Raw genomic sequence first — 25067 nt, forward strand, 5'->3', positions numbered from 1 at the left:
GATGGCCCTGTTCCTCGTCGTCACGAAAATGTGGGCGGTCTTGAAGACGGGCTCCACCGCGATGCTCGGCAGCCTGGCGGACACCGGGCTCGACCTTGTGGCCAGCATCGCGACCCTGGTGGGCGTGTGGATCGCCGCGCAACCCGCCGATCGCGACCACCGCTTCGGGCACGGCAAGGCGGAGGCGCTTTCGGCCATGTTCCAGGTCGTCCTCATCGCCTTGTCGGCCGCGGGCCTTGCGGTGCGCGCCGCGGGGCAATGGCTGAACGGGGAGCGGATTGCGTCCGCGAATGAAGGCATCGCCGCGTCGCTGGTGGCGATTGCGGCCACGCTGGCCCTGCTGAGCTGGCAGCGGCACGTCATCCGCAAGACCGGCAGCCTGGCGATCAGGACCGACAATATGCACTACAAGTCGGACCTTCTGCTCAACCTCTCGGTCATTGCCGCGCTGGTGATGGACCGCGTGCTGGGGGTGGCCGGCGCCGACCCGGCCTTCGGCCTCGCCATCGCGGGCTGGCTCGCCTGGAGCGCATGGCGCGCGTCCTCGGAAGCGATCGACCACCTGATGGACAAGGAATGGCCGGACGAGAAACGCGCGGCGTTTGTCGCCGCGTTGGCCGACCACCCGGAGCTTCGCGGCGTGCACGATTTACGCACGCGGACGTCGGGCATGCACGATTTCGTCCAGTTCCACGCGGCGTTCGATCCCCGGATGACCATCGCCGAGGCGCACCGCGTGATGGACGAACTGGAGGATCGGATCGAGGCCGCCTTCCCCGGCGTCGAGGTTCTGATCCACCCCGATCCCGAAGGCTTGCGCAACGAGGAAGGGCCCGCCGCGGAAGAGCTGCTGCCCGCCGCCGCACCGGAGATACGCGCGTGAAACTGCCCTACTGGCACGTCGATGCCTTCGCCGACCGGCCCTTTGCCGGAAACCAGGCGGCCGTCATGCCGCTCGATGCATGGCTGCCCGACGACGTGTTGCAGGCGATCGCCGCGGAGAACAACTTTGCGGAGACTGCGTTCGTCGTTCCCGACGCGACAGGCGCCGCCGACTGGGAACTGCGCTGGTTCACCCCGACGAGCGAGATTCGCCTTTGCGGCCACGCAACCCTGGCGAGCGGCCACGTCCTGCTGGGGCGGGACGGCGGCGAGCGCGTAACCTTCCGCACGCGCAGGGCAGGCGTGCTGGAGGTGCGGCGCAGCGGCGTTGGATATGCGCTTGCCCTGCCGGCGATCCCGACCGAGCCAGCCCCCTGGCCCGAAGCCGTCGCCCTGCTTGGCGCGGCACCGATCGACGTGTGGCGCAACCCCGCGGGCTATGGAATCTACCTCTACGATAGCGAGGAGGCGGTGCGCGCGCTGGCGCCAGACATCCGGGGTCTTGGCGCCCTGGGCGACGACCAGTTCATCTGCACCGCACCGGGAACGGATACGGATATCGTCAGCCGGGTATTCGTGCCCGGGGGCGGCGTGGACGAGGATTCGGTGACCGGATCGGCTCACGCCGCGCTGACGCCGTTCTGGGCGGCGCGGCTTGGCCGCCAGAGCTTTACCGCGTTCCAGGCTTCCGCGCGGGGCGGCCGGCTGGAATGCACGCTGGATGGCGAGCAGGTCTGGCTCGGCGGGCCGTGCGTCACGGTGGTAGAAGGGGCGTTCTACCTGCCGGGATAGAGGTCCACCACGTCGGCCAGTTCCTGCAGCATCGGTGGGCGCTCGGCCGCATCGGAATGGCCGAGGCGGACGACGACCAGCCGGCGATCGGGCGCCACCAGCACATATTGGCCCATGTGCCCGATCATCGCGAACATGGTCTTCGGCCCGCGTGCGGCGAACAGGGCGTCTTCGCCCTCGGGCGGATCGCGGTTCAGCCAGGTCTGCCCGCCGTAGTTCCCCCGGCGAGGGCTGGGAGAGACCATGAATTCGATCCATCGCCGCGGGACGACCTGGGTTCCGCGGTAGGAGCCCTTGTTGCGCAGGAAATCGCCGAACCGCGCCCAGTCGCGCGCCGTCCCGTGCATCAGGCTCCCGCCGATGAGGGTACCCGCCCGGTCGAACTCGGGCACGATCGACGTCATGCCGAGCGGCCGGAACAGGCGATCCTGCAGGTAATCGGCCACTGCCGTGCGCCGCGCGTCGGGCGCCGGATCGCGCGTCAGCACCCGTGCGGCGATGTCCGAAAGGATCACGGTGGTATTGCTGGAATATTCGAACTTCGCGCCGGGTTCGGCTTCCAGCGGCTGGCTCTCGGCGAAGGCAGCCATGTCGTCGCGCCCGTCGAGGAACAGCATCCGCACCTCGCTCGATTCGTACGGCGGGTCGCCCGATTCGGTGTGGCGCAATCCGCTGCGCATCTGCAGCAAGTGGCGCAGCGTGATCTCGCCGCGCGGATCGCCGGGGCGTCGCCAGCGCGGGATCGGCGGCGGTTCGTCCAGGTGCAGCCGGCCATCCGCCACCAGCAGCCCGATCATCGCCGCCGTCACCGTCTTTGCCATCGACCAGCTGACGAAGCGCGTATCGGGCCCGTATCCCTCGCCATAGCGTTCCGCGACGATCCGCCCGCCCTGCATCACCACCAGCGCGCGCGTTTCGCCGAGCCCTTCTTTCTCGAACAGGTCGTCGATCGCCCGGGCGAGCTGCTCTGTCGGCGCGCCGGGATCGGCCTTCACGGCCGCAAGGGCCGCGGGGCTGAGCGGCGGTGGCGCGTCGGGCTCGGAGGAACAGGCGGCAAGGGCTGGCAGCAGCGCCAGCACGGCGATAAGGGGCGTGGGGAAGCGCATCGGGGCGCTGGCAATCGCATGGGAGTTTCCATCTTGGCAACCGCGAACAGGGGGGCGCGCCGGCGCCGCGGCCGGCCGCTGCTGTGGCTGGGCGCAACCGCCGTCGTTCTGGCGGCGCTATGGGTAGCGTTCGGCTCCGCCGCCATGGGGTACGGACACACCGGCGCCGCCTATGCCGCGCGCGTCGCCTGTTCCTGCCGCTTCGTTGCGGGCCGCAGCCTGGAAGATTGCGCCAAGGACAAGGTCGGCGGGATGGAACTCGTCACCCTGTCGGAAGATGTGCCGGGTGAAAGAGTCACCGCGCGCATGCTGCTGGTAAGCGACACCGCCCGGATGAAGCCCGGCTATGGCTGCGTGCTGGATCCCTGGGAAGCCTGAAAGGCGGGCTCCGTCGCGTCGATCCAGCCCCCGCCGACCACCCGGTCGCCGGCATAGATCACCGCTGCCTGGCCGGGCGCAACGCCGAATTCGGGCGTGAGGAAGCGGATGGTGGTGTGGGCGCCGCCGCCGAGCGGGCCGTCGAGCGAGACGGGAACCGGTTTCGCCAGGCTGCGGACCTTGGCGGTCAGCTGCGCATCCGGCAGCGGGCCGATGCGGTTGGTTTCGGCCAGGCGCGCAGCACCCACCGCCAGCATGGCCTTGGGGCCGACGCGAACCTGCGCTGCGGCCGCGTCGATACCCACGACATAGAGCGGTTCGGCCTGCCCGCCGATCTCGAGCCCGCGCCGCTGGCCCACCGTGAAGTGGATCACCCCCTTGTGCTGCCCCAGCGTTTCGCCGGTGGTGGCATGGACGATCGCGCCGGGCCGCGCGCCTTCGGGGCGCAGCTTCTGCACGATACCGGCATAGTTGCTGTCGGGCACGAAGCAGATGTCCTGGCTGTCCGGCTTGGCGGCATTCCGCAAGTCGGCCAGCGCGGCAAGCCGGCGCACTTCGGGCTTCTCCATCCCACCGAGCGGAAAGCGCAGGAAATCGAGCTGCTCCTCGGTCGTGCCGTAGAGGAAATAGGACTGGTCGCGGGCCGGATCGACGGCGCGATGCAGCTCCGGCCCGGCCGGCGACATGATTCGGCGGACATAATGTCCCGTGGCGAGGCAATCGGCGCCGAGTTCCCGCGCCATGCGCAGCAGGTCGGTGAATTTCGGCCCCATGTTGCAGCGAATGCACGGCACCGGCGTGCGGCCCGCGAGGTAATCGTCGGCGAAACGTTCGACCACGTCTTCGCGAAAGGCGCTCTCGTGATCGAAAACGTAGTGTGCGATGCCCAGCGTATCGGCAACATGGCGCGCATCCCGAATGTCGTCGCCCGCGCAGCACGCGCCCTTGCGTCCGGTGGCCGCGCCATAGTCGTAAAGCTGCAGAGTGACGCCGATCACCTCCGCCCCGCTGGCGGCGGCGAGCGCCGCGACAACCGATGAATCGACCCCGCCCGACATTGCCACGACGATCCGGCAGTCGGCAGCAGCACGAGGCAGATCGAAGCACGCGCCTGCGAAGGCAGCGTCGATCGCCCCGCCAGCGGCGGCATCGGATGGTACGGTGGGGGTGAGGGCACAATGCACGGCGCGCCGCCCATACACGGGGCGGGCGGCGAGGGCCAGCGGTGTGGAGCCAGCTCTCGGGGCTGCTCGGGGCGCAATCCTAAGCGAACGTAAATCGGCGCTTTACCGGTTCTTGACCGATTGCGTGGATATGGTTGCCGCCATGTTCGAAAGACCCATCATCAATTCCGTGGCGGCGGCCTCTGGCTGCCATGAACCGGAGGCAGGCGCGCTTCGTGCACTCGACTGGCACGAACTGGTCGCCCGGCTCTCGGCCCAGCGCGACATGCGCGCGCTATTCGCCCGCCCGTGTGCGGCAGGCGGCAGTTTCGCGCCGGGCGCCGCTGCCGGGATCGCGACGCATGCGGACCATCGCGATGGGTGCCAACGGCCTGTTAACTTCGCGGCCCTATCGTCACCGGAATGGCCAGCCGCCATGCCGGTCGCCGGCGGGGCAGACAGGGTCGAGCGGGACGTGCAATGATCGAAAACCAGAAAATCCGGCCGGCACAGGTCATCGGGCCGCTTGGCGAACCGCTCGGCATTGCCGACCTGCCGCCGCCAGAAACCAAGCGCTGGGTCGTGCGGCGCAAGGCCGAAGTCGTGGCGGCGGTGAATGGCGGTCTGCTGACGATCGATGAAGTGCTGGAGCGGTACAGCCTGACGCTGGAAGAATTCGCTTCGTGGCAGCGTGCGGTCGACCGGTCAGGCATGCAGGGATTGCGTGTGACGCGCATCCAGCACTATCGCGACCTCTACGAACGCCAGCTCAAGTACTGACCGGCAGGACGATCGCTTCAACTTTCCTGCGATCTGGGATACACCTCCATCTCCGGTTCATCGCAACCGGGGAACGCCTTGCCCGTAGCGCCGTTTAGGGCGGCATACGGTGCGCATAAGATGGGCGCAAAAACAGGAGGTATGCCGTTATGGGTTGGATTATCGCTATCATTGTCGGCGGTGTTGCAGGCTGGCTTGCCAGCATGGTCATGGCGCGTGATGCGTCGATGGGTATCGTCATGAACATTATCGTCGGCATCATCGGCGCCATCATCGGCAATCTGCTGGCCGGGCCGCTGTTCGGCCTCGACACCACCATCCAGACGTTCAACCTCCCGGGGTTCCTCGTTGCCATCGTCGGCGCCATCGTGCTGCTGGCGATCGCCAACCTGGTCCAGCGTGGGCGCGTTCGCTAATAGCGGCAACAGCGATTGAAGATCGGGCGGCGGGGCTTTGGCCTCGTCGCCTTTTCTTTTTTTGGGGTCGCGCTGATGGAGCGCTCCGGTTCGGCGGGGCGCAGGATAATGCCGCGCCGGGGTTGATACCCGCTTTCAGCCGGGCATCCGTGCGTTCCTTTCCGCCAAGACCTCGCCATCTCCGCGGAGCCGTCGCACGCCGCCAGCAAGAGCTCGGCGACCGGCCAGGTTACACACGACTGGACGGCAAGCATTGCGCGCCTTAGTGGCCGCCCAGCGGATCAGAACTCCGTTATTTCCACTTCCATCTTCCGGAAACCGTGGACGAAGTTCGCCCGCACCCGCTCCACGTCGCCGGCCACGTGCACGCGCATCCGGCGTTTGTGCATCTCTTCCAGCAGCACCCGCAATTGCAGCTCGGCCAGACGGGCGCCGACACAGCGGTGAATGCCGTAGCCGAAGGACAGATGTCGTCGTGCGTTCTCGCGCGTGATGTCGAGCGTGTCGGGATTGTCGAACACGTTGTCGTCGCGGTTGGCCGAAATGTACCAAAGGATCAGGCTTTCGCCCGCCTTTACCGTCTGGCCGAACAATTCGCTGTCGGCGGTGGCGGTGCGGCGCATGTGTGCAAGCGGCGTCTGATAACGCAGGCATTCCTGCACGGCGTTGGGGATCAGTTCCGGCTGTTCTTCGAACAGCTTGCGCTGGTCCGGGAACTTGTCGAACGCGTGGACGATGCCGCTCATCGTGTTGCGCGTCGTGTCGTTGCCGCCGACGATCAGCAGCACCAGGTTGCCCATGAATTCCTGCGGGCTCATCTGGTTCATGGCCGGCGAATGAATCATCATCGAGATGAGATCGGGCGTCGGTTCCTTGTTCGCCCGCTCCATCCACAACTGCATGAAGTAGGCGCCCATTTCGCGCAGGATATCCTGCCGCTGGATATCGAGATCGCGGACCAGCGCGATTTCGGTGTCGCCCGCCCAGTCGGACCAGAAGGTCAGCAGGCGGCGGTCCTTCCACGGGAAATCGAACAGGATCGCTAGCATGCCGGTGGTCAGTTCGATCGACACGGTGTCGACCCAGTCGAACACTTCGCGGCGGGGCAGGGAATCGAGCAACTCGCCGGTCCGCTGGCGGATTTCCGCCTCCATCTCGGTGATGGCGCTGGGTGTGAACTTGGGTGCCACGGTCCGCCGCTGCCCGGTGTGCTTGGGCCGATCCATCGCGATGAACATCGGCAGCTCGAACCGTTCGCGGCCCAGTTCGGCGAGCTTTTCGTCGCTCATCGGCTGGATGATGGTGATCCCGCCTTCGGATGAATAGAGCTCGGGCAGGGCCTCGATGTGCTGGATCGCCCGGTGCGAGACGACGTTCCAGTGGGGTCCGAACGGACTGTCTTGAACCTTGTTGAGATCGCCCGCCGCCCGCATCGCCGCGAAGATCGGCTGCCAGCGATCCTCCACATAGATGTCCGAGCGGCTGACGTCCCAGGGTTCGGAATGGTGCGGCAGGATCTGCGGATTGGCGTCTAGGGCGGCCTCCAGCGCGTCGGTCGCGCGCGGTTCGGTCCGCCAGGTCGCGGGGGCTTCGAGCGGCTGGGTCGCCATCGGCATCTCTCCTGTCGGGGCGACTCCGGCGGTCACCTCTCGTAGGCGGATATCCTGCCCTTGCTTACCGCAGTGTCAATAGTGCGTTGCAGATTGCGACCGATTTCGCGCCGGTTCAGGCGGCGCGCGCCCGCGGCCGCCACCAGGGGCGCTTGTCGGCGCCGCCTTGCCCGCCCGATTTCATCACCCGCCGCTTGAACAGCCGCGCGCCGAGGCGGACGAAGACGACCACCCACAAGGCCTGCCATGCAATCGCCAGGGCGTGCGGCCACAGCGCCGCTTCCTGCGCCGCGCGGGAAATCATCGCGTACGGCGAGCTGAAGGGGAAGGCGATCGCGCCGAGTTCGATGGGGGAGCCGATGTCCGTGGTCGAATAAGTCGCGAGGAAGAACACCGCGAGTTGCAGGATCGTGGCCGGCATCGACAAGGTCTGCACATCGCGCACGGTGGGCGCCATCGCTCCGATCGTCAGGAAAACCGATCCGATCAGGAGATAGGCCATCGCGAAATAGACGAGGAACATGGCGGCGAACAGCGGCCATCCCACTGCCGGGGTCGGCAGGTCCTGCAGCGTGGCCGCGCCCGTGGCGACGAGCGCTCCGCCCAGCCCGCCCCACACCGCGATGCCGACGAAGCTGACGCCCAGCATGGCGAACAGCTTCCCCAGGAACACGGCGTCCATCGGGATCGCGGCGGCCAGCACCTCGATGATCTTGTTGGCCTTTTCCTCCACCAGATTGGACATGACCATGCCTGCAAGAAGCATGGTGAGCAGGAACAACAGCGTCAGCGCCGCGGTGGCCGTGCCGGCGCGGGCGCTCTTGCGGCTTGCCCCGCTGGTCGCCGTGGGTTCGAGCGTGACATCGGGGTAGCTGGCACCCGCGCCCCGCGCTGCGCCCGCCACCAGCGCCACCTCGCCCGTCCACCGCTCGATCCGCTCCTGCGTGCCGATCAGGCGCGGACGGGAGAGCGACCCGGTCAACAGGGCGCCTATGTTGCGGGCGCTGTCGTCAAGGTACGTCGCCGGATCGCTCGCCGGATCGACGGCCACCATTTCGGGAAGGCCGATCAGCGGGTCGAGCCGCTGCCGCGCTTCAAGCACGGCGGACGTATCCGCCCCGGCCATAGCCACGGCCAGCACGGGCGGATCGCGGTTTTCGGCCGCCTTCTGTCCGACCGATGCGGCGCCCAGGGTGATGACGCCGAAGATCACTGGCCCCAGGAGGAAGAACAGGAAAGCCTTGGAAAACAGGATCGCCCGGAAATCGCGGCGTGCGACCACATATGCCGACTGCACCAGAGAAAGGCGCGACTTGGCCCGTTCGGTCATCGTGCCGGCTCCTGCCCGGGTGCTTCCTCGAGCGCGCGCGCGGCCGCCTCGCCAGCGATATGGACGAAGGCATCGTGCAGGCCGGCCCGCTCGATCGACAGCGACAAGATGCCCGCCTCCCCTTCGATCAGCGCGCGGAGCAAGGGTTCGATGCCCGTGTCGGGCAGGGAGAAATGCCAGATGTCGCCTTCACGCCGGGCGTCGGCGGGCAGGGCGGCGCGCCAGGCCCCGGTTGTGGCCTTCGTTTCCAGCCGCACTTGCGCGGGAATGCGGTCGCGCGCTGTGTCGACGCTGCCGGCGTAAGGCACTTTGCCGCCCGCGATGATCGCCACGCCTTCGCACAGGCGTTCCGCATGGGCGATGACGTGCGTGGAGAAGATCACCGTGGTCCCCTCCGCCGCAAGCGCGCGAATCATCCGTTCCAGCTTGCCCTGGTTCAGCGCGTCGAGACCGCTGAACGGCTCGTCCAGCACGACCAGGCGCGGGCGGTGAACCAGCGTTCCCAGCAGCTGCACGGTCTGCGCCATGCCCTTGGAAAGCTGGCGGATGGTGAGGTCGGCCGCGTGGCCCAGCCCGTGCTCCTCCAGCAGTTCCCGCCCGCGCCGGCGCCCTTCGGCCAGCGGCACGCCGCGCAGCGCGCCCAGGAACGCGATCGCCTCGTCCGCCTTCATCGAAGGGTAGAGGCCGCGTTCTTCCGGCAGGTAACCGATCAGGCGCGCGATATCGTGCGGCCGCTCGTGACCGAACACGCGGCGCACGCCGGCATCGGGATCGATGATGCCCAGCAGCATGCGCAGGGTCGTGGTCTTGCCCGCGCCATTGGGGCCCAGCACCCCGTAGATCGCCCCTTCCGGGACGGCGAGGTCGACGCCGCTCACCGCCGTCACGCCGTCGAACCGCTTGACGAGGCCGATCGCCTCGATCGCCAGCGGGCCCTGCGCCTGTGATCCCTGTACCAGTGAACCCGGCGTCAGCGCCGCCACCGGTTCGCCCGTGTTGCCGGGAATGGTCGAAGCGCCTAGCGAAGCCTGCATGGATCCGGGCGTTAACCCTGCGGCATGAACGGGAGCAACCCCAGAGTGGTTAACGATGGTGCAAGCACCACCTTGCGCGATCGCCTGGTCGCGCAGGCGCAGGCCGAAGGCTTCGCCGCCATCGGCATAGCGCCGGCCGTATCGGACCCTGCGCGGGCCGAACGCCTGGGCCAGTGGCTCGAGGCCGGCGCGCACGGTTCGATGGAATGGATGGCCACGCGGGTGGCGGAGCGTGCTGCGCCCGAGGGGCTGTGGCCCGCCGCGCGCAGCGTCATCGCGTTGGGCGTGAGCTACGCCCCGGGCGCCGATCCCCTGGCGCTGCAATCCCGGCACGACCGGGGGCGGATCTCGGTCTATGCCCAGGGGCGCGATTACCATGACACGGTGAAGAAGGCGCTGAAGCGGCTGGCGCGCTGGCTCGTCGCCGAGGAACCGGGGGCCGAGGTCAAGGTGTTCGTCGATACCGCGCCGGTGATGGAAAAACCGCTTGGCGAGGCCGCCGGCATCGGCTGGCAGGGCAAGCACACGAACCTCGTCAGCCGGGCGCACGGATCGTGGCTGTTCCTGGGGGCGATCTACACCACGATCGACTTCGTGCCCGATGAACCGCATCCCGACCGGTGCGGGTCCTGCCGGCGATGCCAGGATGCCTGCCCGACGAACGCGTTCCCCGCGCCTTATCGCCTCGATGCGCGGCGGTGCATTTCCTACCTGACGATCGAGCATGCCGGGCCCATCCCGCACGAGTTCCGCGCCGCCATCGGCAACCGCATCTATGGATGCGACGATTGCCTGGCGGTGTGCCCGTGGAATCGTTTTGCCGAGGCTGCCGCGACGAATCGGGCATTCCTGCCGCGCGCGGAACTGGCGGCGCCCCGGCTGGACGAGCTCCTCGCGCTCGACGACGCAGGCTTTCGCCGGCTGTTCTCCGGCAGCCCGATCAAGCGCATCGGGCGCAACCGCTTCGTGCGCAACTGCCTGATCGCCGCGGGCAATGCGGGGGACTCGTCCCTGCGGGACGCGGTGCAGCGACTGCGCGGGGATGCCGATCCTGTCGTGGCGGAAGCCGCCACCTGGGCTGCCGATGCGCTGGCTAGAGCATGTCCTTGAGCGGGACTTCGCTATCGGCGAGCAGGGCCGGGGCGATCGCCGCCCCGGCTTCGATCAGCTTGCGCCCCTGCACGTAATCCTTGGTGGCGTTCACGCAATCGATCGCGATCATCTTGCCTTCGCGCAGGTAGATGACGGAAAATTTCGCAGTTTCCGGATCGCCGCGCAGCACCGTCTGGTCATGGCCCATGGAAAGGCCGGCGGTCTGCAGCCTGAGATCGTACTGATTCGACCAGAACCACGGAAACGCGCGGTAGGGTTCTTCCGTCCCGCAGATGTGCCGGGCAACGGTGGTTGCCATGTCGTTGGCGTTCTGCACGGATTCGAGCCGTATCACCGCATTGTTCGCCCAGCGGTTCGCATGGGCCGCGCAATCCCCGATTGCATAGACATCGTCGAGGATGGTGCGGCAGTATTCGTCCACGTCCACGCCGTTGGCGCCCGCCGCACCGGCGGCGATCAGGGGACCGGCCGCCGGAACGATGCCGATGCCCACCACCACCATGTCGCACGCGATGTCGGTGCCATCGGCGAGCAGGACGCGCCGCACCCAGCCGTTCTCGCCCTCGAGCCGATCGACCTTGGCGTCGAGCCGCAGGTCCACGCCCTTTGATCGGTGATAGTCCTGGTAGAACGCGCTCAGATCCTCGCCCGCCACGCGCGCCAGCACGCGGGGCAGCGCTTCGAGCAGCGTGACCGAACAGCCCATCTTGGTCAGGACGGCCGCGGCTTCGAGGCCGATGTAGCCGCCGCCCACCACCACGATGCGCCGGGCCCCGCCATCGAGTTCCGCCATGATGCGTTCCACATCCGCCCGGTCACGCACCGCATGGACACCGGAGAGGTCGGCCCCGCCGCACGAGAGGCGGCGGGCATCGCCCCCGGCCGCCCAGATGAGCTTGCCATAGCCGACTTCGGAACCGTCGGTCAGCTTCACCGTGCGGGACGCGCTGTCCACCGCCGTCACGGCCACGCCCAGCCGCAGCGCGATTCCCCGTTCCTCCCAGAAGGAAACGGGGCGGATCAGGATGCGTTCGAACGGCTTTTCGCGGGCCAGGTATTCCTTGGACAGGGGCGGCCGCTCGTACGGCGGTTCGGGATCGCGGCCGATCACCAGGATCGAACCTTCGAATCCCTGCTGCCGCAGCGCGATGGCCGCCTGCGATCCGCCGTGCCCGGCCCCGACGATTACGACATCCGCGCTTTCCATTGCCCAGCGCTTGCCAAAATCGCGGGCGCCGTCAAGCGGCGCGCTAGCGCCCCAGCAGGTTTCGCGCCTGGCTCGCGATCTGAGCCAGCATGGCCGGCGCCACCGGAGTATGGGACTGCGCGCGCCCGATCATGCTGCGGAACTGCCGGATTTCGGCGTCGTGCGCCGCGATCCAGGCCTCCACCGCCGCCGCGGGATCGTCCTTGGCGTCCTTGCGCCGGGCCAGCCTGCGCAGGAAGTCCAGCCGCATCTGCTGGAAATCGCGCGCAAGGCCGGCGACCAGGAGCCGTTCCCAGACATCGGACGGGTTCATCAGCTTCGCGGTGCCCTGGGCCCAGTCCAGGCCCAGGACTTCGCCCAGCCGGGTGAAACCCGCCGTGAGCGCGCGGGGCGGAATACCCGCGTCGCCGGCCAGATTGGCCAGACCCACCACGCCGTCGACGTCGTAGATGTGGGCCACTTGCCCGGCCATCTCCTCGGTCGCGCCCGCCTCGATGAATTCGGCGCGCAGGCGGGCCGATTGCTGCCGCGATTCGGCGGCGAGCAGGCTGTCCGTCGCATCCCCGAGATCGGCAATGCCGGCGGCCAGTTCGTCGATCATCGCGGACGGCTTGCACGCGCCGGCCCCGGCGCGGAGCAAGTCCGCCATCTGGCTCCGCAGTGCGGAAGCGAGCCGGTCGAACAGGATGAGCCGCGCGGCTTCGGGCATGGCGGTGGTTTCCAGCGACTGCCACAGCGCCGGGGCGTCGAACAACTTTTCCGCGGCCACGAATGCCGATGCCACTTGCGCCAGGCTGGCGCCTTCTTCCTCCGCCAGTTCAAAGGGGTTAACGATGCCGAGACGGTTCACCATCCGGTTCGCAAGCTTCGTTGCGATGATCTCGGTGCGGAGACGGTGCCCCATGATCTCGGCACGCCAGTCCTTGCGCATCGGTTCCGGGAACGCGGCCAGCAACGTATCTTCCAGCAGCGGATCCGCGGGCAGCGCGCTGTCCTCGATCGCGTCCTGCAGCACCAGCTTCGCCGATGACAGCAGCACCGCAAGTTCGGGCCGGGTCAGGCCGTCGCCGTCGCTCCCACGGCGGGCCAGGATGTCGGCGTCCGCCAGGCCTTCGGTCTTGCGGTCGAGCGCGCCACGGTCTTCCAGCGTTTCGATAAGCCGCGAATAGGATGCCGTCGCCGCCGGGCCGCCGCGCGATGCGATCGACAGCGCCAGTGCCTGCAGGCGGTTGTTCTCGAGCACGAGGTGCGCGACTTCCTCGGTCATCGAGACGAGCAGGTCCACTCGCTCCGGCTCCGTCATCTTGCCGGCACGCTTGGCCGCGGCCAGCGCGATCTTGATGTTCACCTCGTTGTCGGAACTGTCGACGCCGGCCGAATTGTCGATGAAATCGGCGTTGATGCGGCCGCCGCGCCCTTCGGCGCCGCGCAGGGCGAACTCGATGCGCCCGGCCTGGGTGACGCCCAGGTTCGCACCTTCGCCGATGACTTTCGCGCGGACATTCGCGCCGTCCACCCGCAGCGCGTCATTGGCCGGATCGCCGACCTGGGGGTTGGTTTCGGCCGAGGACTTGATGTACGTGCCGATGCCGCCGAACCACAGCAGGTCAACCGGCGCCTGGAGGATCGCGGAGATCAGGGCGTCAGGCTCCATCTCGCTTGCGTCCACGCCCAGCACGGCGCGCACCTGATCCGACAGCGGCACTTTCTTCAGGCTGCGGGCGAACACACCACCGCCCTTGCTGATCAGCGCCTTGTCATAGTCGTCCCAGCTCGACCGAGGCAGGTCGAACAGGCGCTTGCGTTCCTGCCAGCTGGTGGCCGGATCGGGATCGGGATCGAGGAAGATGTGGCGATGATCGTATGCCGCAACCAGGCGGATGGCCTGCGAAAGCAGCATGCCGTTGCCGAACACGTCGCCCGACATGTCGCCGCAGCCCGCCACGCGGACCGGCTGGGTCTGCACGTCGATGCCCATTTCCAGGAAGTGGCGCCGGACCGAAAGCCACGCGCCGCGGGCGGTGATGCCCATTTCCTTGTGGTCGTACCCCTTGGAACCGCCGCTGGCGAACGCATCGTCCAGCCAGAAGTCGCGCTCTTCGGCGATGGCATTGGCGACGTCGGAGAACGCCGCCGTGCCCTTGTCCGCGGCCACGACGAAGTAGGGGTCGTTGCCGTCGTTGATGACGACATCGGCCGGGTGGACGACCTGGTCGTTGACGATGTTGTCGGTGATCGACAGCAGCGAGCGAATGAAGATCTGGTAGCTTGCGCGCCCTTCGGCGGCCCAGCCTTCGCGATCGCGCGCGGGATCGGGCAATTGCTTGGGGTAGAAGCCGCCCTTGGCCCCGGTGGGAACGATCACGGCGTTCTTGACCCGCTGCGCCTTCATCAGGCCGAGGACTTCGGTGCGGAAGTCGTCGCGGCGGTCGGACCAGCGCAGGCCCCCGCGCGCGACGGGGCCGGCGCGCAAGTGAATGCCTTCCACGCGGCGGGAATAGACGAAAATTTCGCGCCAGGGCAGCGGCTTGGGCAGGCCCGGCACCAGCGCCGAATCGAACTTGAGCGCCAGCGCCTCGCGCGCGGCGGGGGCGAACGCGTTCGTGCGGAGGATCGCCTTTATCGCGCCGTGATAGAGGCGCAGCAGGCGGTCGTCGTTGATCGCGGTCACCTGGGCGAGGCCGCGGCGGATCGCCTCGTCCTGCTCTTCCGCCGCCTGGGTGCGGTCGTTCGGGAAGGCGGGATCGTTTCGCGCTGCGAACAGGGCGACCAGCGGCCGCGTGACCTGCGGGGCGCGGCGCAAGGCGTCGACCACGGTGTGAATGGTGAAGCCCATGCCGGTCTGGCGCAGATAGCGATAGAGCGCGCGCAGCAGGTCCGCGTCCGTCGCCGCCAGGCCGGTGCCGACCACCAGCCGGTTGAACGGATCGTTTTCCGCACCGCCGTTCAGCACGTCCGCGATGGCGCGTTCGATGGCGTCGCAGCGGGCGAGCAAGGCGTCCGCCTCCTCTCCTTCGCCGAGGCCGAGGGTGAAATCGTGGATCGTGCCGAGCCGCCCCTGGCCCAGCGAAGTGGGCACTTCCTCCAGCACGCGGAAGCCGAAGTTCTCCATCACGGGCACGGCATCAGACAGCGCGAACGATCCGGCGTGCTGATAGACCTTCAGGCGCAGGCGGTCGTCGGCGTCGCCGGCAAGGCGATAGAGGCGAACGTCGCGCTGCGGCATGTCCGCGCCGCCCTCGCCATCGGCCGACGCCAGGCGCCGCAACCGGCGGATGTCGCGCGCGGCCTCGGCCGCGCCATAGGCGGTGCGGTAGCTGGTGGGGAAGCTGTCTGCGAACCGCGCGGCGAGCGCGGCGGCGCGGGCGGGTTCCTCGTCCTCCGCCAGCTCGCTTTCGACAGCCTCTCCCCAGCCGCGCAGCAGGGCCTGGAGCGCGTTCTCGATGGCGAAAACGTCCGGCGTGCCCTCGTTCTCGCGATAATCGAGCACGTAGCGCAGCATGGCGAGGTTGCCGCCTTCGACCTGCAGGCTCCAGTCGAGCGCCTTCGCGCCCGAACCTTCTTCCAGCAAGGCTTCGATCCGCAGGCGCACCTGGGTGGACAGCATGTCGCGCGGCAGCCAGACGAACGCGAACAGGTGGCGCGACAGCGGCGCTTCGACCAGCACCAGGCGCGGCCGCGGCCGGTCGACCAGGCTCATCATCGTGGTCGCCACGCGTTCGATATCGGCGTCGGAAAAGCCGATCACCAGATCGTGCGGCAGCGCGGTCAGCGCGTGGACCAGGGCCTTGCCGGTATGGCTGGCGGGATCGAACCCGAACTTGGCGTTGAGCTGCGCCAGCTGCGCGCGCAGGCGGGGCACCTGGGCCGGCGGCGTGGCCAGCGACGCGCTGGTCCACACGCCGGCGTGGATCGACAGCGCGGCGAGCTTGCCATCGTCGTGAACCGGCACGATGAACAGGTCGAGCGGCACACGGCGATGAACGTTGGACGTGCGGTTCGCCTTGACGATCAGCGGGGCGTGCCCGTCGTTCGCGCTGTCCTCGAACCAGGCGAACGCGCGGTCATAGGATGCATCGGCCAGGATCTGACGGGCGCTCTTGCGGCAGATGCCCAGCGCGCCGGCGTTCCTGCCGTCGCGATAGCGGACGATGTGGCCGAGCTGGGTCAGCATCCCGTCTTCCAGCCAGCGCAGCAGGGCGCCGCCCTCGGTGTCGACCAGCCGCTCGGCGTCCGCCAGCATCGCCTCGCGCATCTTGCCCCAGTCGGTGACCGCGGCCCGGACGTCGGCCAGCGTGACGGCAAGGTCCTTTTCCAGCTCGCGCCGCATCTTGGCGTCGAGGCGCGGCGTCTCGATGTAGATCATCGATTCGCGCGCTTCCCCGGCGGCGCTGGCGGGCAGGGCAACGATGGCCCCGGCATCATCGCGGCGGACCGCGACGACGGGGTGGAGCAGGCGGTCGATGGCGAGGCCATGGGCAGCGACGCACGCCGAGACCGAATCCACCAGGAACGGCATGTCGTCATTGATGATGGCGATCCGCATGAACCGGCGTCCGTCGCCGGGCGATCCCAGGGCGATGATCGGCTGGCCCGCTTCGCGCCGGACCGCCGCCTCCAGCAGGAACCGCGCCGCTTCTTCCAGTTCGCTGTGCGCCATCGGCGTGTCGCCGGGCAGGATCGAATCGGCCAGCCGCTCCGCCAGCGCCTTCGACAAGGCGGTGCCTCCAGCGGAAGGCACAGGGGATTTGTGATCGGTATCAGCGGCGTCAGCGGCCATCGGGTCTTACTCCGTTGGGCCGCGCGGGTTTCGGGCCCGTGTTATATTGTTGCCGCCTATTGCAGCAATCTGAGGCCGATAGGCCTTTGCCTCCTACCCCGCAAGGGCAGCGCCCCACCCCGGCTGGCGCCCTTCTACCCGTTCAGCGCCTCGACCGTAAGCGCCAGCGAATTCTCGCGCGCGTCGGCATCGTAGGCAGCGCCCGATGCGATGATCTCGTGCGCTCCGGTGCGTTCGACGAACCGGCCGATCGCCTCGCGCACCGTGGCGGGCGAGCCGATCGCGCTCGCCTGGCCGATGTGCGCCAGCATGGCCTGCGCCTGCACGGGCAGGCTATCGCGATAATTGGCGATTGGCGGCGGAAGCTTGCCGGGGTTCCCCGTGCGCAGGCGGACGAAGCTCTGCTGCTGGGAACTGGCGATCAACTCCGCTTCGGCATCGGTCTCTGCGGCAAAGACCGTCATCGCTGCCATTACATAGGGCCGCTCCAGCCACTGCGACGGCTGGAAGCGCTGGCGGTAGAGGGCGAGCGCAGCGTCGAGGTGATCGGGCGCGAAATGGCTCGCAAACGCATAGGGCATGCCAAGCTTTGCCGCGAGATCGGCCCCGAACAGGCTGGAGCCCAGCATCCACATCTCGACATTGGACCCGTGCCCGGGCGTCGCGCGGATCGTGGTCGGCGGCTCCCCGGTCAGCAGCGCGCGCAGGTCCGCCACGTCCTGCGGGAAATATTCGGCCGCCTGGTGCAGGTTCTTGCGCAGGGCCCGCTGCAGTTCGGGACCGGCGCCCGGGGCCCGGCCCAGCCCCAGGTCGACCCGCCCGGGGAACAGCGCGTCCAGCGTGCCGAACTGTTCGGCGATCACGAACGGGTTGTGGTTGGGCAGCATGATGCCGCCCGATCCCACGCGGATCGTCGACGTCGCGTTGCCGATATGCGCCAGCACGACCGATGTCGCCCCGCCGGCAATGCCCTCCATCGCGTGATGTTCCGCGACCCAGAAGCGCTTGTAGCCATGGCGTTCGGCACACCGCGCCAGGCTGGCGGCGGCGCGCAGCGCCTCGCCCACGGTGCCGCCTTCGCGCACGGACACGAGTTCGAGGACGGAAAGCGGGATCATCCGCCGGCGAGCTGCGCGAGATACTGGCGCGCGGCCGCCGCCTCCGCACTGTCGGGAGCGGTCTCCACCACCGACTGGAACGAGCGCCGCGCTGCGTCATCCCGCTGGCCGAGCGCGGCGATCACGCCGGCTTCCAGGCCGATGGTCGGATCGCGCGGATCGCGCCGCGCGGCTTCCTCGATCCACGACTGCGCGGACGCCAGATCGCCGTCCCTGCGGGCAAGGGTGGCGGAGAGCAGCCAAGCGTGGGCATCGCCGGGCACGGCGGCGCGCGCGGCGGAAAGCGCGGTGGCGGCATCCTGCGTTCGGTCCAGCGCGATCAGCGCACTGGCGCGGTCCATCGCGATGGCGCCCGCGAGTTCAGGTTCGCCCGCAGCCTCCAGGGCGGAGGCGTCGAGTATGCGCAAGGCGTCTTTCGCGCGGTCCTGCGCCAGCAATGCGCTGCCCGCGAGCGCGCCCATCCGCGCGCGGAAGCGGCCATCGGTCGCCCCTTCCCGCGCCGCGATGAAGGCGTCCGAAGCCGCGCGCCAGTCGCCGGCATTGGCCGCGGCGACGCCCAGGCAGTGCTGCCCCGCCGCGCGCTGGACGCCCGCGGTGCGCGCCGTCCATTCCTCCGCGATCGCGCGCGCACGGGCGGGGTCGGTCCGCGCCGTCTGCAGGCACACCTCTATCGCCGGCTGGGCTGCCGCGCGATCGGGCATGGGCGCATTGCGCGCCGGCCTGTCGCGCAGTTCCGGCGGGACGGCGCTGACCGGCGCGGCGGTGGGCGCGATGCCGACCTGCATCAGGAGAATGGGGGCGAGGGCGGTGAGCATGTCGGGCCTTCAGATGGTGGCGATCGTGGTCAGGAGCAAGGCGATGTCCGCCTCGCGGCTGAGCCGGTGGTCGCCGTCCTTGACCAGCGTCAGGTGAACCTGCGGCGAACGCAGCGCGCGGGACAGGCGCAGCGAAATCTCCCACGGGACGTCCCGGTCTTCCATGCCGTGCAAAAGGTGGACGGGGCAATCGAGCGGGATGGGGTCGTCGAGCAACAGGTTCGCCTGTCCGTCCGCCCAGAAAGCGGGATGCATCGGCGTGGGATCGGGCCCGTAGGGATTTTCGTCGAGCACTGTCTCTCCGTTTTGCAGCCGCGCCTTGTCCTCTGCCGATCGGCCCCATTCGGTGAAATCCGGCGCGGCGGCGATGCCGACGAGACCGTGCAGTCGCTCGCCGAGTGCGAGGCCGGCAAGAAGCATCAGCCAGCCGCCCATGGAGCTGCCGACCAGGATCACCGGATTGCGCACGCGCGCCGCGATGAGTGCGAGCACTTCATCCCGCCATCTGCGGAGCGTCCCTTCCGCGAAGGCGCCGTCCGATTCGCCGCATCCCGAATAATCGAGCAGCAGGCATTCGCGCCCTTCGCCGCGCGCCCATTTCATGACCGCGCACGCCTTGCTGCCGGCCATGTCGGACATGTAGCCCGGCAGGAACACGATCGCCGGGCCTTGGCCCGCGACGTGGCGCAGGGCGATGCGGCGATCCCCCACGACATGGTATTGCGTTTCGATCATGACCGGCTTGTGCCGGGCGGCGCGGGCGGGGGCAATGGTATGAAGGCCGAATCCCGCGGCCCGGCGCCGGGGGGTTGAGATGGCCCGGCTGCCGGCGTATTATGACGGCGATGACGAATGCTGCTGCAATTTCGACTACCACCAGCCCGGCGTGCCGGGGCTGGTCGATCCTGCGCTAGCAGGTTCGCCGCCGCCCGGTTTCGGGGCGGAACGGCGTCATCCCCCGGAACTGCCGAACATCTGACGCCTTCCGGCGCGCCCCGCCTTGTGCCAAGGGCCCGCCAGGCAAACCGCGCATATCGCGGCCAAGGGTATTCATGACCGAGCTTCTCAAGATCAGCCTCCCCGACGGATCGGTGCGCGAAGTGCCCGCCGGCTCCACGCCCGGCGACATCGCCGCCGCGATCGGCCCGGGCCTCGCCAAGGCGGCGCTGGCGGCGCGCGTGGATCATGGCTCGGGGGCGGAACTGCGCGATCTCAATCGCCCGTTCGAAGGCGACGCCGCGCTCGCGCTCGTCACCAGCCGCGACGAGGCCGATGCGCTGGAGCTTGCGCGGCACGATTACGCGCACGTGCTGGCCGAAGCGGTGCAGGCCTTGTGGCCCGGCACGCAGATCACCTTCGGCCCGGCGACCGACGACGGGTTCTATTACGACGTCATGGCGCCCGCCACGCGCGATCCGTTCTCGATGGACGACCTGCCGGCGATCGAGGAAAAGATGCGCGAGATCATCCGCGCCGACAAGCCGCTGGTACGCGAGGTGTGGAGCCGCCAGCGCCTGATCGAGAAGTGGCGCGCCGATGGCGAAACCTTCAAGGCCGAATGGGCTGCCGAGCTGCCCGAGAACGAGGAGCTGACCGTCTATCACTCCGGCCAGCCGGGCGAGGAGGGCGCGTGGCTCGACATGTGTCGGGGGCCCCATCTGCCCTCGACCGGCAAGCTCGATCCGGCGGCGTTCAAGCTGATGCGGGTGGCCGGCGCCTACTGGCGGGGCGACCAGAACAACGCGCAGCTCACGCGCATCTACGGCACCGGCTGGCTGAACAGGAAGCAGCTCGACGCGCATCTCCACCGGCTGGAGGAAGCGGCCAGGCGCGACCACCGCAAGCTGGGCCGCGAGATGGACTTGTTCCACCTGCAGGAAGAAGCGCACGGCAGCGTGTTCTGGCATCCGCAGGGCTTCCGCATCTGGCGCGAACTCGAATCCTACATGCGGCGTAAGATGGACGCCGCCGGCTACCGCGAGATCAAGACGCCGCAACTGATGGACGTGCGCCAGTGGGAACAGTCCGGACACTGGGGCAAATATGCCGAAAACATGTTCGCCGTGCCCGACATCGTGCCCGACCTCGACGGAGAGGGTGCCGGCGCCGCGCCGCGCGTGGCCGATGAAGCCGAATGGATGGCGCTGAAGCCGATGAACTGCCCGGCGCACGTCCTCGTCTTCAAGCAGGGGATCACCAGCTACCGCGAACTGCCCATCCGCCTCGGCGAGATGGGCTGCTGCCACCGCAACGAACCGCACGGCGCGCTGCACGGCCTGATGCGCGTGCGCCAGTTCACCCAGGACGACGCGCATATCTTCTGCACCGAAGCGCAGGTGGTGGAAGAAGTGCGCGCGTTCTGCGCGCTGGCCGACAGCGTCTATCGCGATTTCGGGTTCAGCTACCACGTCAAGCTGGCGCTTCGTCCGGAAAAACGGTTCGGCTCGGAAGCGGACTGGGACAAGGCGGAACAGGAACTGCGCGATGCCGTGGCCGAAGCCGGCATGGCCAACGCGGATTACGGGTGGGAAGAACTGCCCGGCGAAGGCGCGTTCTATGCCCCCAAGCTGGAATGGCACCTCACCGACGCGATCGGGCGGACCTGGCAGGTGGGCACGATCCAGGGCGACCGGGTGCTGCCCGACCGGCTGGATGCAAGCTACATCGGCGAAGACGGGGAGAAACATCGTCCGGTGATGCTGCACCGGGCGATCTTCGGCTCCTACGAACGCTTCATCGGCATCCTGATCGAACATTTTGCCGGCAAGCTGCCGCTCTGGCTTGCGCCCACTCAGGCGGTGGTCGCGACGATCGTGTCGGAAGCCGATGGCTACGCCGGCGATGTCGCGCGGCAGCTCGCGGCGGCAGGTATTCGGGTCGAGACGGATCTTCGCAACGAGAAGATCAATTACAAGGTAAGGGAACACTCTCTGGCAAAAGTCCCGCACCTGCTGGTGGTCGGCAAGCGCGAGGCGGAGGAAGGGACCGTGGCCCTGCGCACCCTCGGCGCGGAGCACCAGAAAGTGCTCTCGCTTGCCGAGGCGATCGCGCTTCTCCGGGCGGAAGCGACCCCACCGGACCTCCGGGTTTGATTCAGCGCGAACTGCTGGGCTCGGCCCAGGTCCCGGGCGGGGAGCGGCTCGACCTCTACCGCCACGACGCCGACTTCATGATCGTGCTGGGCCATAACGAACTGATGAGCACGCGGCGCTGGGGCTCGGAGGTGGCGCTCGCCGAAATGGCGCTCGACCGGCTTCCCCACGCGGCCGCACCGCACCTGCTCATCGGCGGTTACGGCATGGGCTTCACCCTGCGCGCGGCCCTCGCGCGGATGGGCTCCGGCGGGCGGGTGACGGTGGCGGAACTGGTGCCCGAGATCGTCGAATGGGCGCGCGGCCCGATGGCGGAACTCGCGGCCGGCTGTCTCGACGATCACCGCGTCACCCTGCGCATGGGCGATGTGAGCACTGCGATTCGCGAGCGGCCGCACGCGTGGGACGCCATCCTGCTCGACGTGGATAACGGCCCTGACGGGCTGGTGCGCGCAGAGAACGATGCGCTCTATTCGCCGCAGGGCCTGCGCGCCGCCCGCCACGCGCTGCGGCCGGGCGGGGTGCTGGCGATCTGGTCCGCCGCGCCCGACCCGGCGTTCGCCCGGCGTCTCGGCAAGTCCGGGTTCGAGGTGGACGAAGTCAGCGTGTCCGCCCGCATCGGCGGCAAGGGCCCGCGCCATACGATATGGTTCGCGACGCCCCCCTGACGCCGGCCACCGGAGAGCGGTTTTATCCTGCCAGGCGCGGCATCTGCTGGCTGGCGCAGTGAAAGCCGCCGCCCCCGGCCAGCACCGCGTCCGCCGGCAACCCGATCGTCGCGCGGTCGGGAAACAGCGCCGCGATCGCCGCGACGCCGTCCGCATCGTGCAGCGAGCCGAACGTGGGCACGACCACCAGCTTCGTCGTCACCGCGAAGTTGGCGTAGCTCGCCGGCTCGACGAAATCGCCCCGCGTGACCAGGCCGGGCGAGGGGATTTCCGCAACCTCGACCCCGAACGCCTCGGCCCGCGCCTTCGCGTCTGCATAGATCGCGGCATTGGGATCGCCAGCCCCGGTCGCGCGCGGCAGCGCGAGCCGGTTCGGCGCGACGAAGCGGGCGAGGTTATCGACGTGGCCGTCCGTGTGATCGTTCACCAGGCCATCGCCCAGCCACAGGACGCGCGTGAAGCCGAGGTCGCGCGCCAGCCGCGCCTCGATCTCGCTGCGTGACAGGTCGGGATTGCGGTTGGGGTTGAGCAGGCACTGCTCCGTCGTCACAACCAGGCCGGTGCCGTCGGTGTCGATCGCGCCGCCTTCGAGGATCCAGTCGCTCGCCTTGACCGGCAGCCCGGCATCCCGGGCCAGCGCGGCGCCGATCTCCCGGTCGCCTTCCATCAGGAACTTGCCGCCCCAGCCGTTGAACCGGCAGCGGAGCGCGGTGCCGTCGCCCCGGACCAGCGGACCCGTGTCGCGCAGCCAGATGTCGCCGTAAGTTCGCCGCTCGAGCGTGACCGCGCCCGAAACGAGCGCGCGCGCCCGCGCCTCGTTTGCCGCATCGCGCACCAGCAGGCGAACGGGCTGCCCGCTCTCGGCAACGGCGTTCGCGAATGCCGCGACCTGCTCCTGCGCGCGCGGAAGGAAATCGGGCCATTCCTCCGCATCGTGGGGAAAGCCGATCCACAGCCATTCCTGCGGCGCCCATTCGGGCGGCATCGTCACGGTCATCGTGCGCCTGCTCAGCAGCCGGCGGCGCTCTGCGCGCAGTTGCGGTCGCGGATCGCGCGGAATTCGTCGCCTTCCACCCAGTTCGGCCAGCCGCTCGCCATCGCCATGCTGCGGCCGACGCGGTAGAACAATTGCACCTGCTGCATCAGGCCCGACATGTCCCAGCTCGCGTCGTATTCATCCGCCGGCTGGTGATAGCGCGCTTCTTCGTAAGCCTTGGCCGCTGCCTTGCCCGCGGCGACCCCGCCTGTCTCCATGTCTTCACCAGCATCGATATAGAGCATCGGCACCCCGCGCTTGGCGAGGCTGAAGTGGTCGGAACGGTAGTAGAACCCCTTTTCCGGCGTCGGTTCGGGCGTGCCGGCGCGGCCTTCCGCGGAGAGCGCCCAATCGAGGTAGCGGTCGAGTTCGCTCTTGCCGCCGCCCACGATCGTCACGTCACGCGAACGGCCGCCGGCCAGCAGGCCGTCCATGTTCACCCCGCCCACCGTCTGGGCGAGGGGGAAGACCGGGTTCGCCGCGTAGTATTCGCTGCCCAGCAGGCCCGATTCCTCGGCCGTGACGGCCAGGAACACCTGGCTGCGGCGCGCGGGCCCTGCCTTGACGTTGGCTTCACCCAGCGCGACGAGGGCGGCCGTTCCCGTGGCATTGTCGACCGCGCCGTTGCAGATATCGTCGCCCGTCGCGTCCGCCTTGCAGCGGCCGAGGTGGTCCCAGTGCGCGGTGTAGAGAACGTATTCGTCCGGCGCGACGCTGCCCTTCTGCATCGCGATCACGTTCTGCGATTCGAAAGTGCGCATCGTGTTGTCGAAGCGGGTCGCAGCCTTCACGCCCAGGGGCACCGGCTTGAATCCCTTCGCCTTCGCCGCCGCGGACAGCCGCGCCAGGTCCTGGCCCCCGGCGGCAAGGATCTTCTCCGCCACGCCTTTCTGTACCCAGCCGTTCATCATGGTCTGGTCTGCGCCCTTGTCGCCGCGCTGGGCATAGACCTGCGGGCCCGACCAGCTGCTTTCGACGACGTTCCAGCCATAGGCGGCGGGGAACGTGTCGTGCACGATGATCGCGGCCGCCGCGCCCTGGCGGGCGGCTTCTTCGAACTTGTAGGTCCACCGACCATAATAGGTCATCGCGCGGCCGTTGAATTCGCCGGTCAGACCCTGCGCTTCGTAATCCGGGTCGTTGACCAGGATCACCGCCGTCTTGCCCTTCATGTCGACGCCGGCGTAATCGTTCCAGCCCTTCTCCGGGGCGACGATGCCGAAACCGACAAAGACGAGCTCGCTGTTTGCGAGGTTTACCGTCGGTGTCTCGCGGTAGGTCGCCGCCACCCAGTCGTCGCCGTAAGCGAAAGTCTGCGTCTTGCCGTCAGGCCCGGTGACGGCAAGCGGGGCGAAATTCGCGCCGGTGATCTCGACCAGCGGCACGCGCTGCACCCACGATCCGTTGTTGCCCGGCTCCAGCCCGGCCTTCCTGAACTGGTCGATGAGGAAGGCGACCGTCTTTTCTTCCCCCGCGGTCCCGGGCGCGCGCCCTTCGAATTCGTCGGAGGCCAGGCGCGCGATCGCATGACGCATGGTCGCTTCCGACAGCGTGCCGGCGGCGACTTCGGGCACGGCGCCCGATGCCGGAGGTGGCGGCGCGGCGGCCGTGGTGCAGGCGGTCAGCAGGGCGGCGGTGGCGGCGGCGGTCAGCAGGCGGGCGATCATGGCATTTCCCCTTCGATTTGGCGCGCTTGTCGCAAAGCCGGGCACCCGCCGCAAGGGCGCGCGGCTTGCACGGCCGGGCG

General features: G+C 68.6%; 22 protein-coding genes. 10 read left to right on the forward strand and 12 right to left on the reverse strand.

The genetic code is table 11. The annotated features are described in order from the left end of the window. The first annotated feature begins 1 nt into the window (after nucleotide 1). Together GRI40_RS09785 and GRI40_RS09790 are read left to right on the forward strand one after the other, a co-directional pair. Complete coding sequence (locus tag GRI40_RS09785) at nucleotides 2–883, forward strand: cation diffusion facilitator family transporter (protein ID WP_202390309.1); 882 nt, start codon at nucleotides 2–4, stop codon at nucleotides 881–883. Further along, nucleotides 880–1674: a PhzF family phenazine biosynthesis isomerase gene (locus GRI40_RS09790; protein WP_160611144.1), complete on the forward strand. Its 795-nt coding sequence runs from the start codon at nucleotides 880–882 to the stop codon at nucleotides 1672–1674. The genes GRI40_RS09785 and GRI40_RS09790 overlap by 4 nt, the downstream gene beginning before the upstream one ends. On the opposite strand, the gene GRI40_RS09795 is transcribed toward GRI40_RS09790, so the two are convergent. Beyond that, the gene (locus GRI40_RS09795) at nucleotides 1659–2780 is read right to left on the reverse strand and encodes a serine hydrolase domain-containing protein (RefSeq protein WP_160611145.1); all 1122 of its coding nucleotides are present in this window, start codon (nucleotides 2778–2780) and stop codon (nucleotides 1659–1661) included. The genes GRI40_RS09790 and GRI40_RS09795 overlap by 16 nt on opposite strands. 33 nt (nucleotides 2781–2813) lie before the next feature. Between GRI40_RS09795 and GRI40_RS09800 the strand changes: the two genes are divergently transcribed. Next, a complete protein-coding gene (locus GRI40_RS09800) occupies nucleotides 2814–3158 on the forward strand; it encodes a hypothetical protein (RefSeq protein ID WP_237489035.1) in 345 nt (114 codons plus the stop codon). Here the strand turns inward: GRI40_RS09800 and mnmA are convergent. After that, nucleotides 3125–4288 (reverse strand): tRNA 2-thiouridine(34) synthase MnmA, encoded by a 1164-nt coding sequence (gene mnmA, locus GRI40_RS09805; protein WP_337190549.1) that lies wholly within the window; start codon nucleotides 4286–4288, stop codon nucleotides 3125–3127. The two genes, GRI40_RS09800 and mnmA, sit on opposite strands and share 34 nt — an antisense overlap. Before the next feature lie 196 nt (nucleotides 4289–4484). Here mnmA and GRI40_RS09810 point away from each other — a divergent pair, with 196 nt between their 5' ends. The 3 genes from GRI40_RS09810 (at nucleotide 4485) to GRI40_RS09820 (ending at nucleotide 5517) form a co-directional block, all read left to right on the forward strand. Further along, nucleotides 4485–4805, forward strand: a complete 321-nt coding sequence (locus GRI40_RS09810; RefSeq protein WP_160611147.1) for a hypothetical protein — start codon at nucleotides 4485–4487, stop codon at nucleotides 4803–4805. Further along, nucleotides 4802–5101, forward strand: a complete 300-nt coding sequence (sciP, locus tag GRI40_RS09815) for a CtrA inhibitor SciP (protein WP_160611148.1) — start codon at nucleotides 4802–4804, stop codon at nucleotides 5099–5101. The genes GRI40_RS09810 and sciP overlap by 4 nt, the downstream gene beginning before the upstream one ends. A 149-nt stretch (nucleotides 5102–5250) precedes the next feature. After that, nucleotides 5251–5517 (forward strand): GlsB/YeaQ/YmgE family stress response membrane protein, encoded by a 267-nt coding sequence (locus tag GRI40_RS09820; RefSeq protein ID WP_160611149.1) that lies wholly within the window; start codon nucleotides 5251–5253, stop codon nucleotides 5515–5517. 281 nt (nucleotides 5518–5798) lie between these two features. Here GRI40_RS09820 and GRI40_RS09825 read toward each other — a convergent pair whose 3' ends face one another. From GRI40_RS09825 to GRI40_RS09835, 3 genes are all read right to left on the reverse strand, one after another. Beyond that, a complete protein-coding gene (locus GRI40_RS09825) occupies nucleotides 5799–7127 on the reverse strand; it encodes a cytochrome P450 (protein WP_160611150.1) in 1329 nt (442 codons plus the stop codon). A 115-nt stretch (nucleotides 7128–7242) separates the two neighbouring features. Then, nucleotides 7243–8457 (reverse strand): ABC transporter permease, encoded by a 1215-nt coding sequence (locus GRI40_RS09830; RefSeq protein WP_160611151.1) that lies wholly within the window; start codon nucleotides 8455–8457, stop codon nucleotides 7243–7245. Next, nucleotides 8454–9491: an ABC transporter ATP-binding protein gene (locus GRI40_RS09835; protein WP_160611152.1), complete on the reverse strand. Its 1038-nt coding sequence runs from the start codon at nucleotides 9489–9491 to the stop codon at nucleotides 8454–8456. Before GRI40_RS09835 ends, GRI40_RS09830 begins: the two co-directional genes overlap by 4 nt. A 24-nt stretch (nucleotides 9492–9515) precedes the next feature. On the opposite strand from GRI40_RS09835, the gene queG reads away from it, so the two are divergent. Then, a complete protein-coding gene (queG, locus tag GRI40_RS09840; RefSeq protein ID WP_160611153.1) occupies nucleotides 9516–10601 on the forward strand; it encodes a tRNA epoxyqueuosine(34) reductase QueG in 1086 nt (361 codons plus the stop codon). Here the strand turns inward: queG and GRI40_RS09845 are convergent. From GRI40_RS09845 to GRI40_RS09865, 5 genes are all read right to left on the reverse strand, one after another. Further along, nucleotides 10585–11811, reverse strand: a complete 1227-nt coding sequence (locus tag GRI40_RS09845; RefSeq protein ID WP_160611154.1) for an NAD(P)/FAD-dependent oxidoreductase — start codon at nucleotides 11809–11811, stop codon at nucleotides 10585–10587. The two genes, queG and GRI40_RS09845, sit on opposite strands and share 17 nt — an antisense overlap. Before the next feature lie 43 nt (nucleotides 11812–11854). Further along, a complete protein-coding gene (locus GRI40_RS09850; protein ID WP_160611155.1) occupies nucleotides 11855–16591 on the reverse strand; it encodes an NAD-glutamate dehydrogenase in 4737 nt (1578 codons plus the stop codon). A 134-nt stretch (nucleotides 16592–16725) separates the two neighbouring features. Beyond that, nucleotides 16726–17709 (reverse strand): LLM class flavin-dependent oxidoreductase, encoded by a 984-nt coding sequence (locus tag GRI40_RS09855; protein WP_160611156.1) that lies wholly within the window; start codon nucleotides 17707–17709, stop codon nucleotides 16726–16728. Beyond that, nucleotides 17706–18524, reverse strand: coding sequence for a tetratricopeptide repeat protein (locus GRI40_RS09860; protein WP_160611157.1), 819 nt, complete (start codon nucleotides 18522–18524; stop codon nucleotides 17706–17708). The genes GRI40_RS09855 and GRI40_RS09860 overlap by 4 nt, the downstream gene beginning before the upstream one ends. Before the next feature lie 9 nt (nucleotides 18525–18533). Further along, nucleotides 18534–19259: an alpha/beta fold hydrolase gene (locus GRI40_RS09865; protein ID WP_160611158.1), complete on the reverse strand. Its 726-nt coding sequence runs from the start codon at nucleotides 19257–19259 to the stop codon at nucleotides 18534–18536. 79 nt (nucleotides 19260–19338) lie between these two features. On the opposite strand from GRI40_RS09865, the gene GRI40_RS09870 reads away from it, so the two are divergent. From GRI40_RS09870 to GRI40_RS09880, 3 genes are all read left to right on the forward strand, one after another. Continuing rightward, entirely contained in the window at nucleotides 19339–19503 is a 165-nt protein-coding gene (locus tag GRI40_RS09870; RefSeq protein ID WP_160611159.1) for a hypothetical protein, read from the forward strand. A gap of 73 nt (nucleotides 19504–19576) precedes the next feature. After that, nucleotides 19577–21616, forward strand: a complete 2040-nt coding sequence (gene thrS / locus GRI40_RS09875) for a threonine--tRNA ligase (protein ID WP_160611160.1) — start codon at nucleotides 19577–19579, stop codon at nucleotides 21614–21616. Beyond that, a complete protein-coding gene (locus tag GRI40_RS09880; protein WP_160611161.1) occupies nucleotides 21613–22284 on the forward strand; it encodes a spermidine synthase in 672 nt (223 codons plus the stop codon). The genes thrS and GRI40_RS09880 overlap by 4 nt, the downstream gene beginning before the upstream one ends. A 22-nt stretch (nucleotides 22285–22306) precedes the next feature. Here the strand turns inward: GRI40_RS09880 and GRI40_RS09885 are convergent, their stop codons facing one another. After that, nucleotides 22307–23281 carry an agmatine deiminase family protein gene (locus GRI40_RS09885; RefSeq protein WP_160611162.1) on the reverse strand — a complete coding sequence of 325 codons (975 nt, stop codon included), beginning with the start codon at nucleotides 23279–23281 and terminating at the stop codon, nucleotides 22307–22309. An 11-nt stretch (nucleotides 23282–23292) separates the two neighbouring features. After that, a complete protein-coding gene (locus GRI40_RS09890) occupies nucleotides 23293–24987 on the reverse strand; it encodes a M28 family metallopeptidase (protein WP_160611163.1) in 1695 nt (564 codons plus the stop codon). Nucleotides 24988–25067 lie beyond the last annotated feature (80 nt).

This window comes from Tsuneonella aeria (assembly GCF_009827495.1).
Classification (GTDB): Bacteria; Pseudomonadota; Alphaproteobacteria; order Sphingomonadales; family Sphingomonadaceae; genus Tsuneonella; species Tsuneonella aeria.

Bases quoted from the DNA above. Each gene is read 5' to 3' on its own strand.
- GRI40_RS09785 (WP_202390309.1), top strand. From the start codon at position 2: ATGGCCCTGTTCCTCGTCGTCACGAAAATGTGGGCGGTCTTGAAGACG.
- GRI40_RS09795 (WP_160611145.1), bottom strand. From the start codon at position 2,780: ATGCGCTTCCCCACGCCCCTTATCGCCGTGCTGGCGCTGCTGCCAGCC.
- GRI40_RS09810 (WP_160611147.1), top strand. From the start codon at position 4,485: ATGTTCGAAAGACCCATCATCAATTCCGTGGCGGCGGCCTCTGGCTGC.
- sciP (WP_160611148.1), top strand. From the start codon at position 4,802: ATGATCGAAAACCAGAAAATCCGGCCGGCACAGGTCATCGGGCCGCTT.
- GRI40_RS09820 (WP_160611149.1), top strand. From the start codon at position 5,251: ATGGGTTGGATTATCGCTATCATTGTCGGCGGTGTTGCAGGCTGGCTT.
- GRI40_RS09825 (WP_160611150.1), bottom strand. From the start codon at position 7,127: ATGGCGACCCAGCCGCTCGAAGCCCCCGCGACCTGGCGGACCGAACCG.
- GRI40_RS09830 (WP_160611151.1), bottom strand. From the start codon at position 8,457: ATGACCGAACGGGCCAAGTCGCGCCTTTCTCTGGTGCAGTCGGCATAT.
- GRI40_RS09835 (WP_160611152.1), bottom strand. From the start codon at position 9,491: ATGCAGGCTTCGCTAGGCGCTTCGACCATTCCCGGCAACACGGGCGAA.
- queG (WP_160611153.1), top strand. From the start codon at position 9,516: ATGAACGGGAGCAACCCCAGAGTGGTTAACGATGGTGCAAGCACCACC.
- GRI40_RS09845 (WP_160611154.1), bottom strand. From the start codon at position 11,811: ATGGAAAGCGCGGATGTCGTAATCGTCGGGGCCGGGCACGGCGGATCG.
- GRI40_RS09850 (WP_160611155.1), bottom strand. From the start codon at position 16,591: ATGGCCGCTGACGCCGCTGATACCGATCACAAATCCCCTGTGCCTTCC.
- GRI40_RS09855 (WP_160611156.1), bottom strand. From the start codon at position 17,709: ATGATCCCGCTTTCCGTCCTCGAACTCGTGTCCGTGCGCGAAGGCGGC.
- GRI40_RS09860 (WP_160611157.1), bottom strand. From the start codon at position 18,524: ATGCTCACCGCCCTCGCCCCCATTCTCCTGATGCAGGTCGGCATCGCG.
- GRI40_RS09865 (WP_160611158.1), bottom strand. From the start codon at position 19,259: ATGATCGAAACGCAATACCATGTCGTGGGGGATCGCCGCATCGCCCTG.
- GRI40_RS09870 (WP_160611159.1), top strand. From the start codon at position 19,339: ATGGCCCGGCTGCCGGCGTATTATGACGGCGATGACGAATGCTGCTGC.
- thrS (WP_160611160.1), top strand. From the start codon at position 19,577: ATGACCGAGCTTCTCAAGATCAGCCTCCCCGACGGATCGGTGCGCGAA.
- GRI40_RS09885 (WP_160611162.1), bottom strand. From the start codon at position 23,281: ATGACCGTGACGATGCCGCCCGAATGGGCGCCGCAGGAATGGCTGTGG.
- GRI40_RS09890 (WP_160611163.1), bottom strand. From the start codon at position 24,987: ATGATCGCCCGCCTGCTGACCGCCGCCGCCACCGCCGCCCTGCTGACC.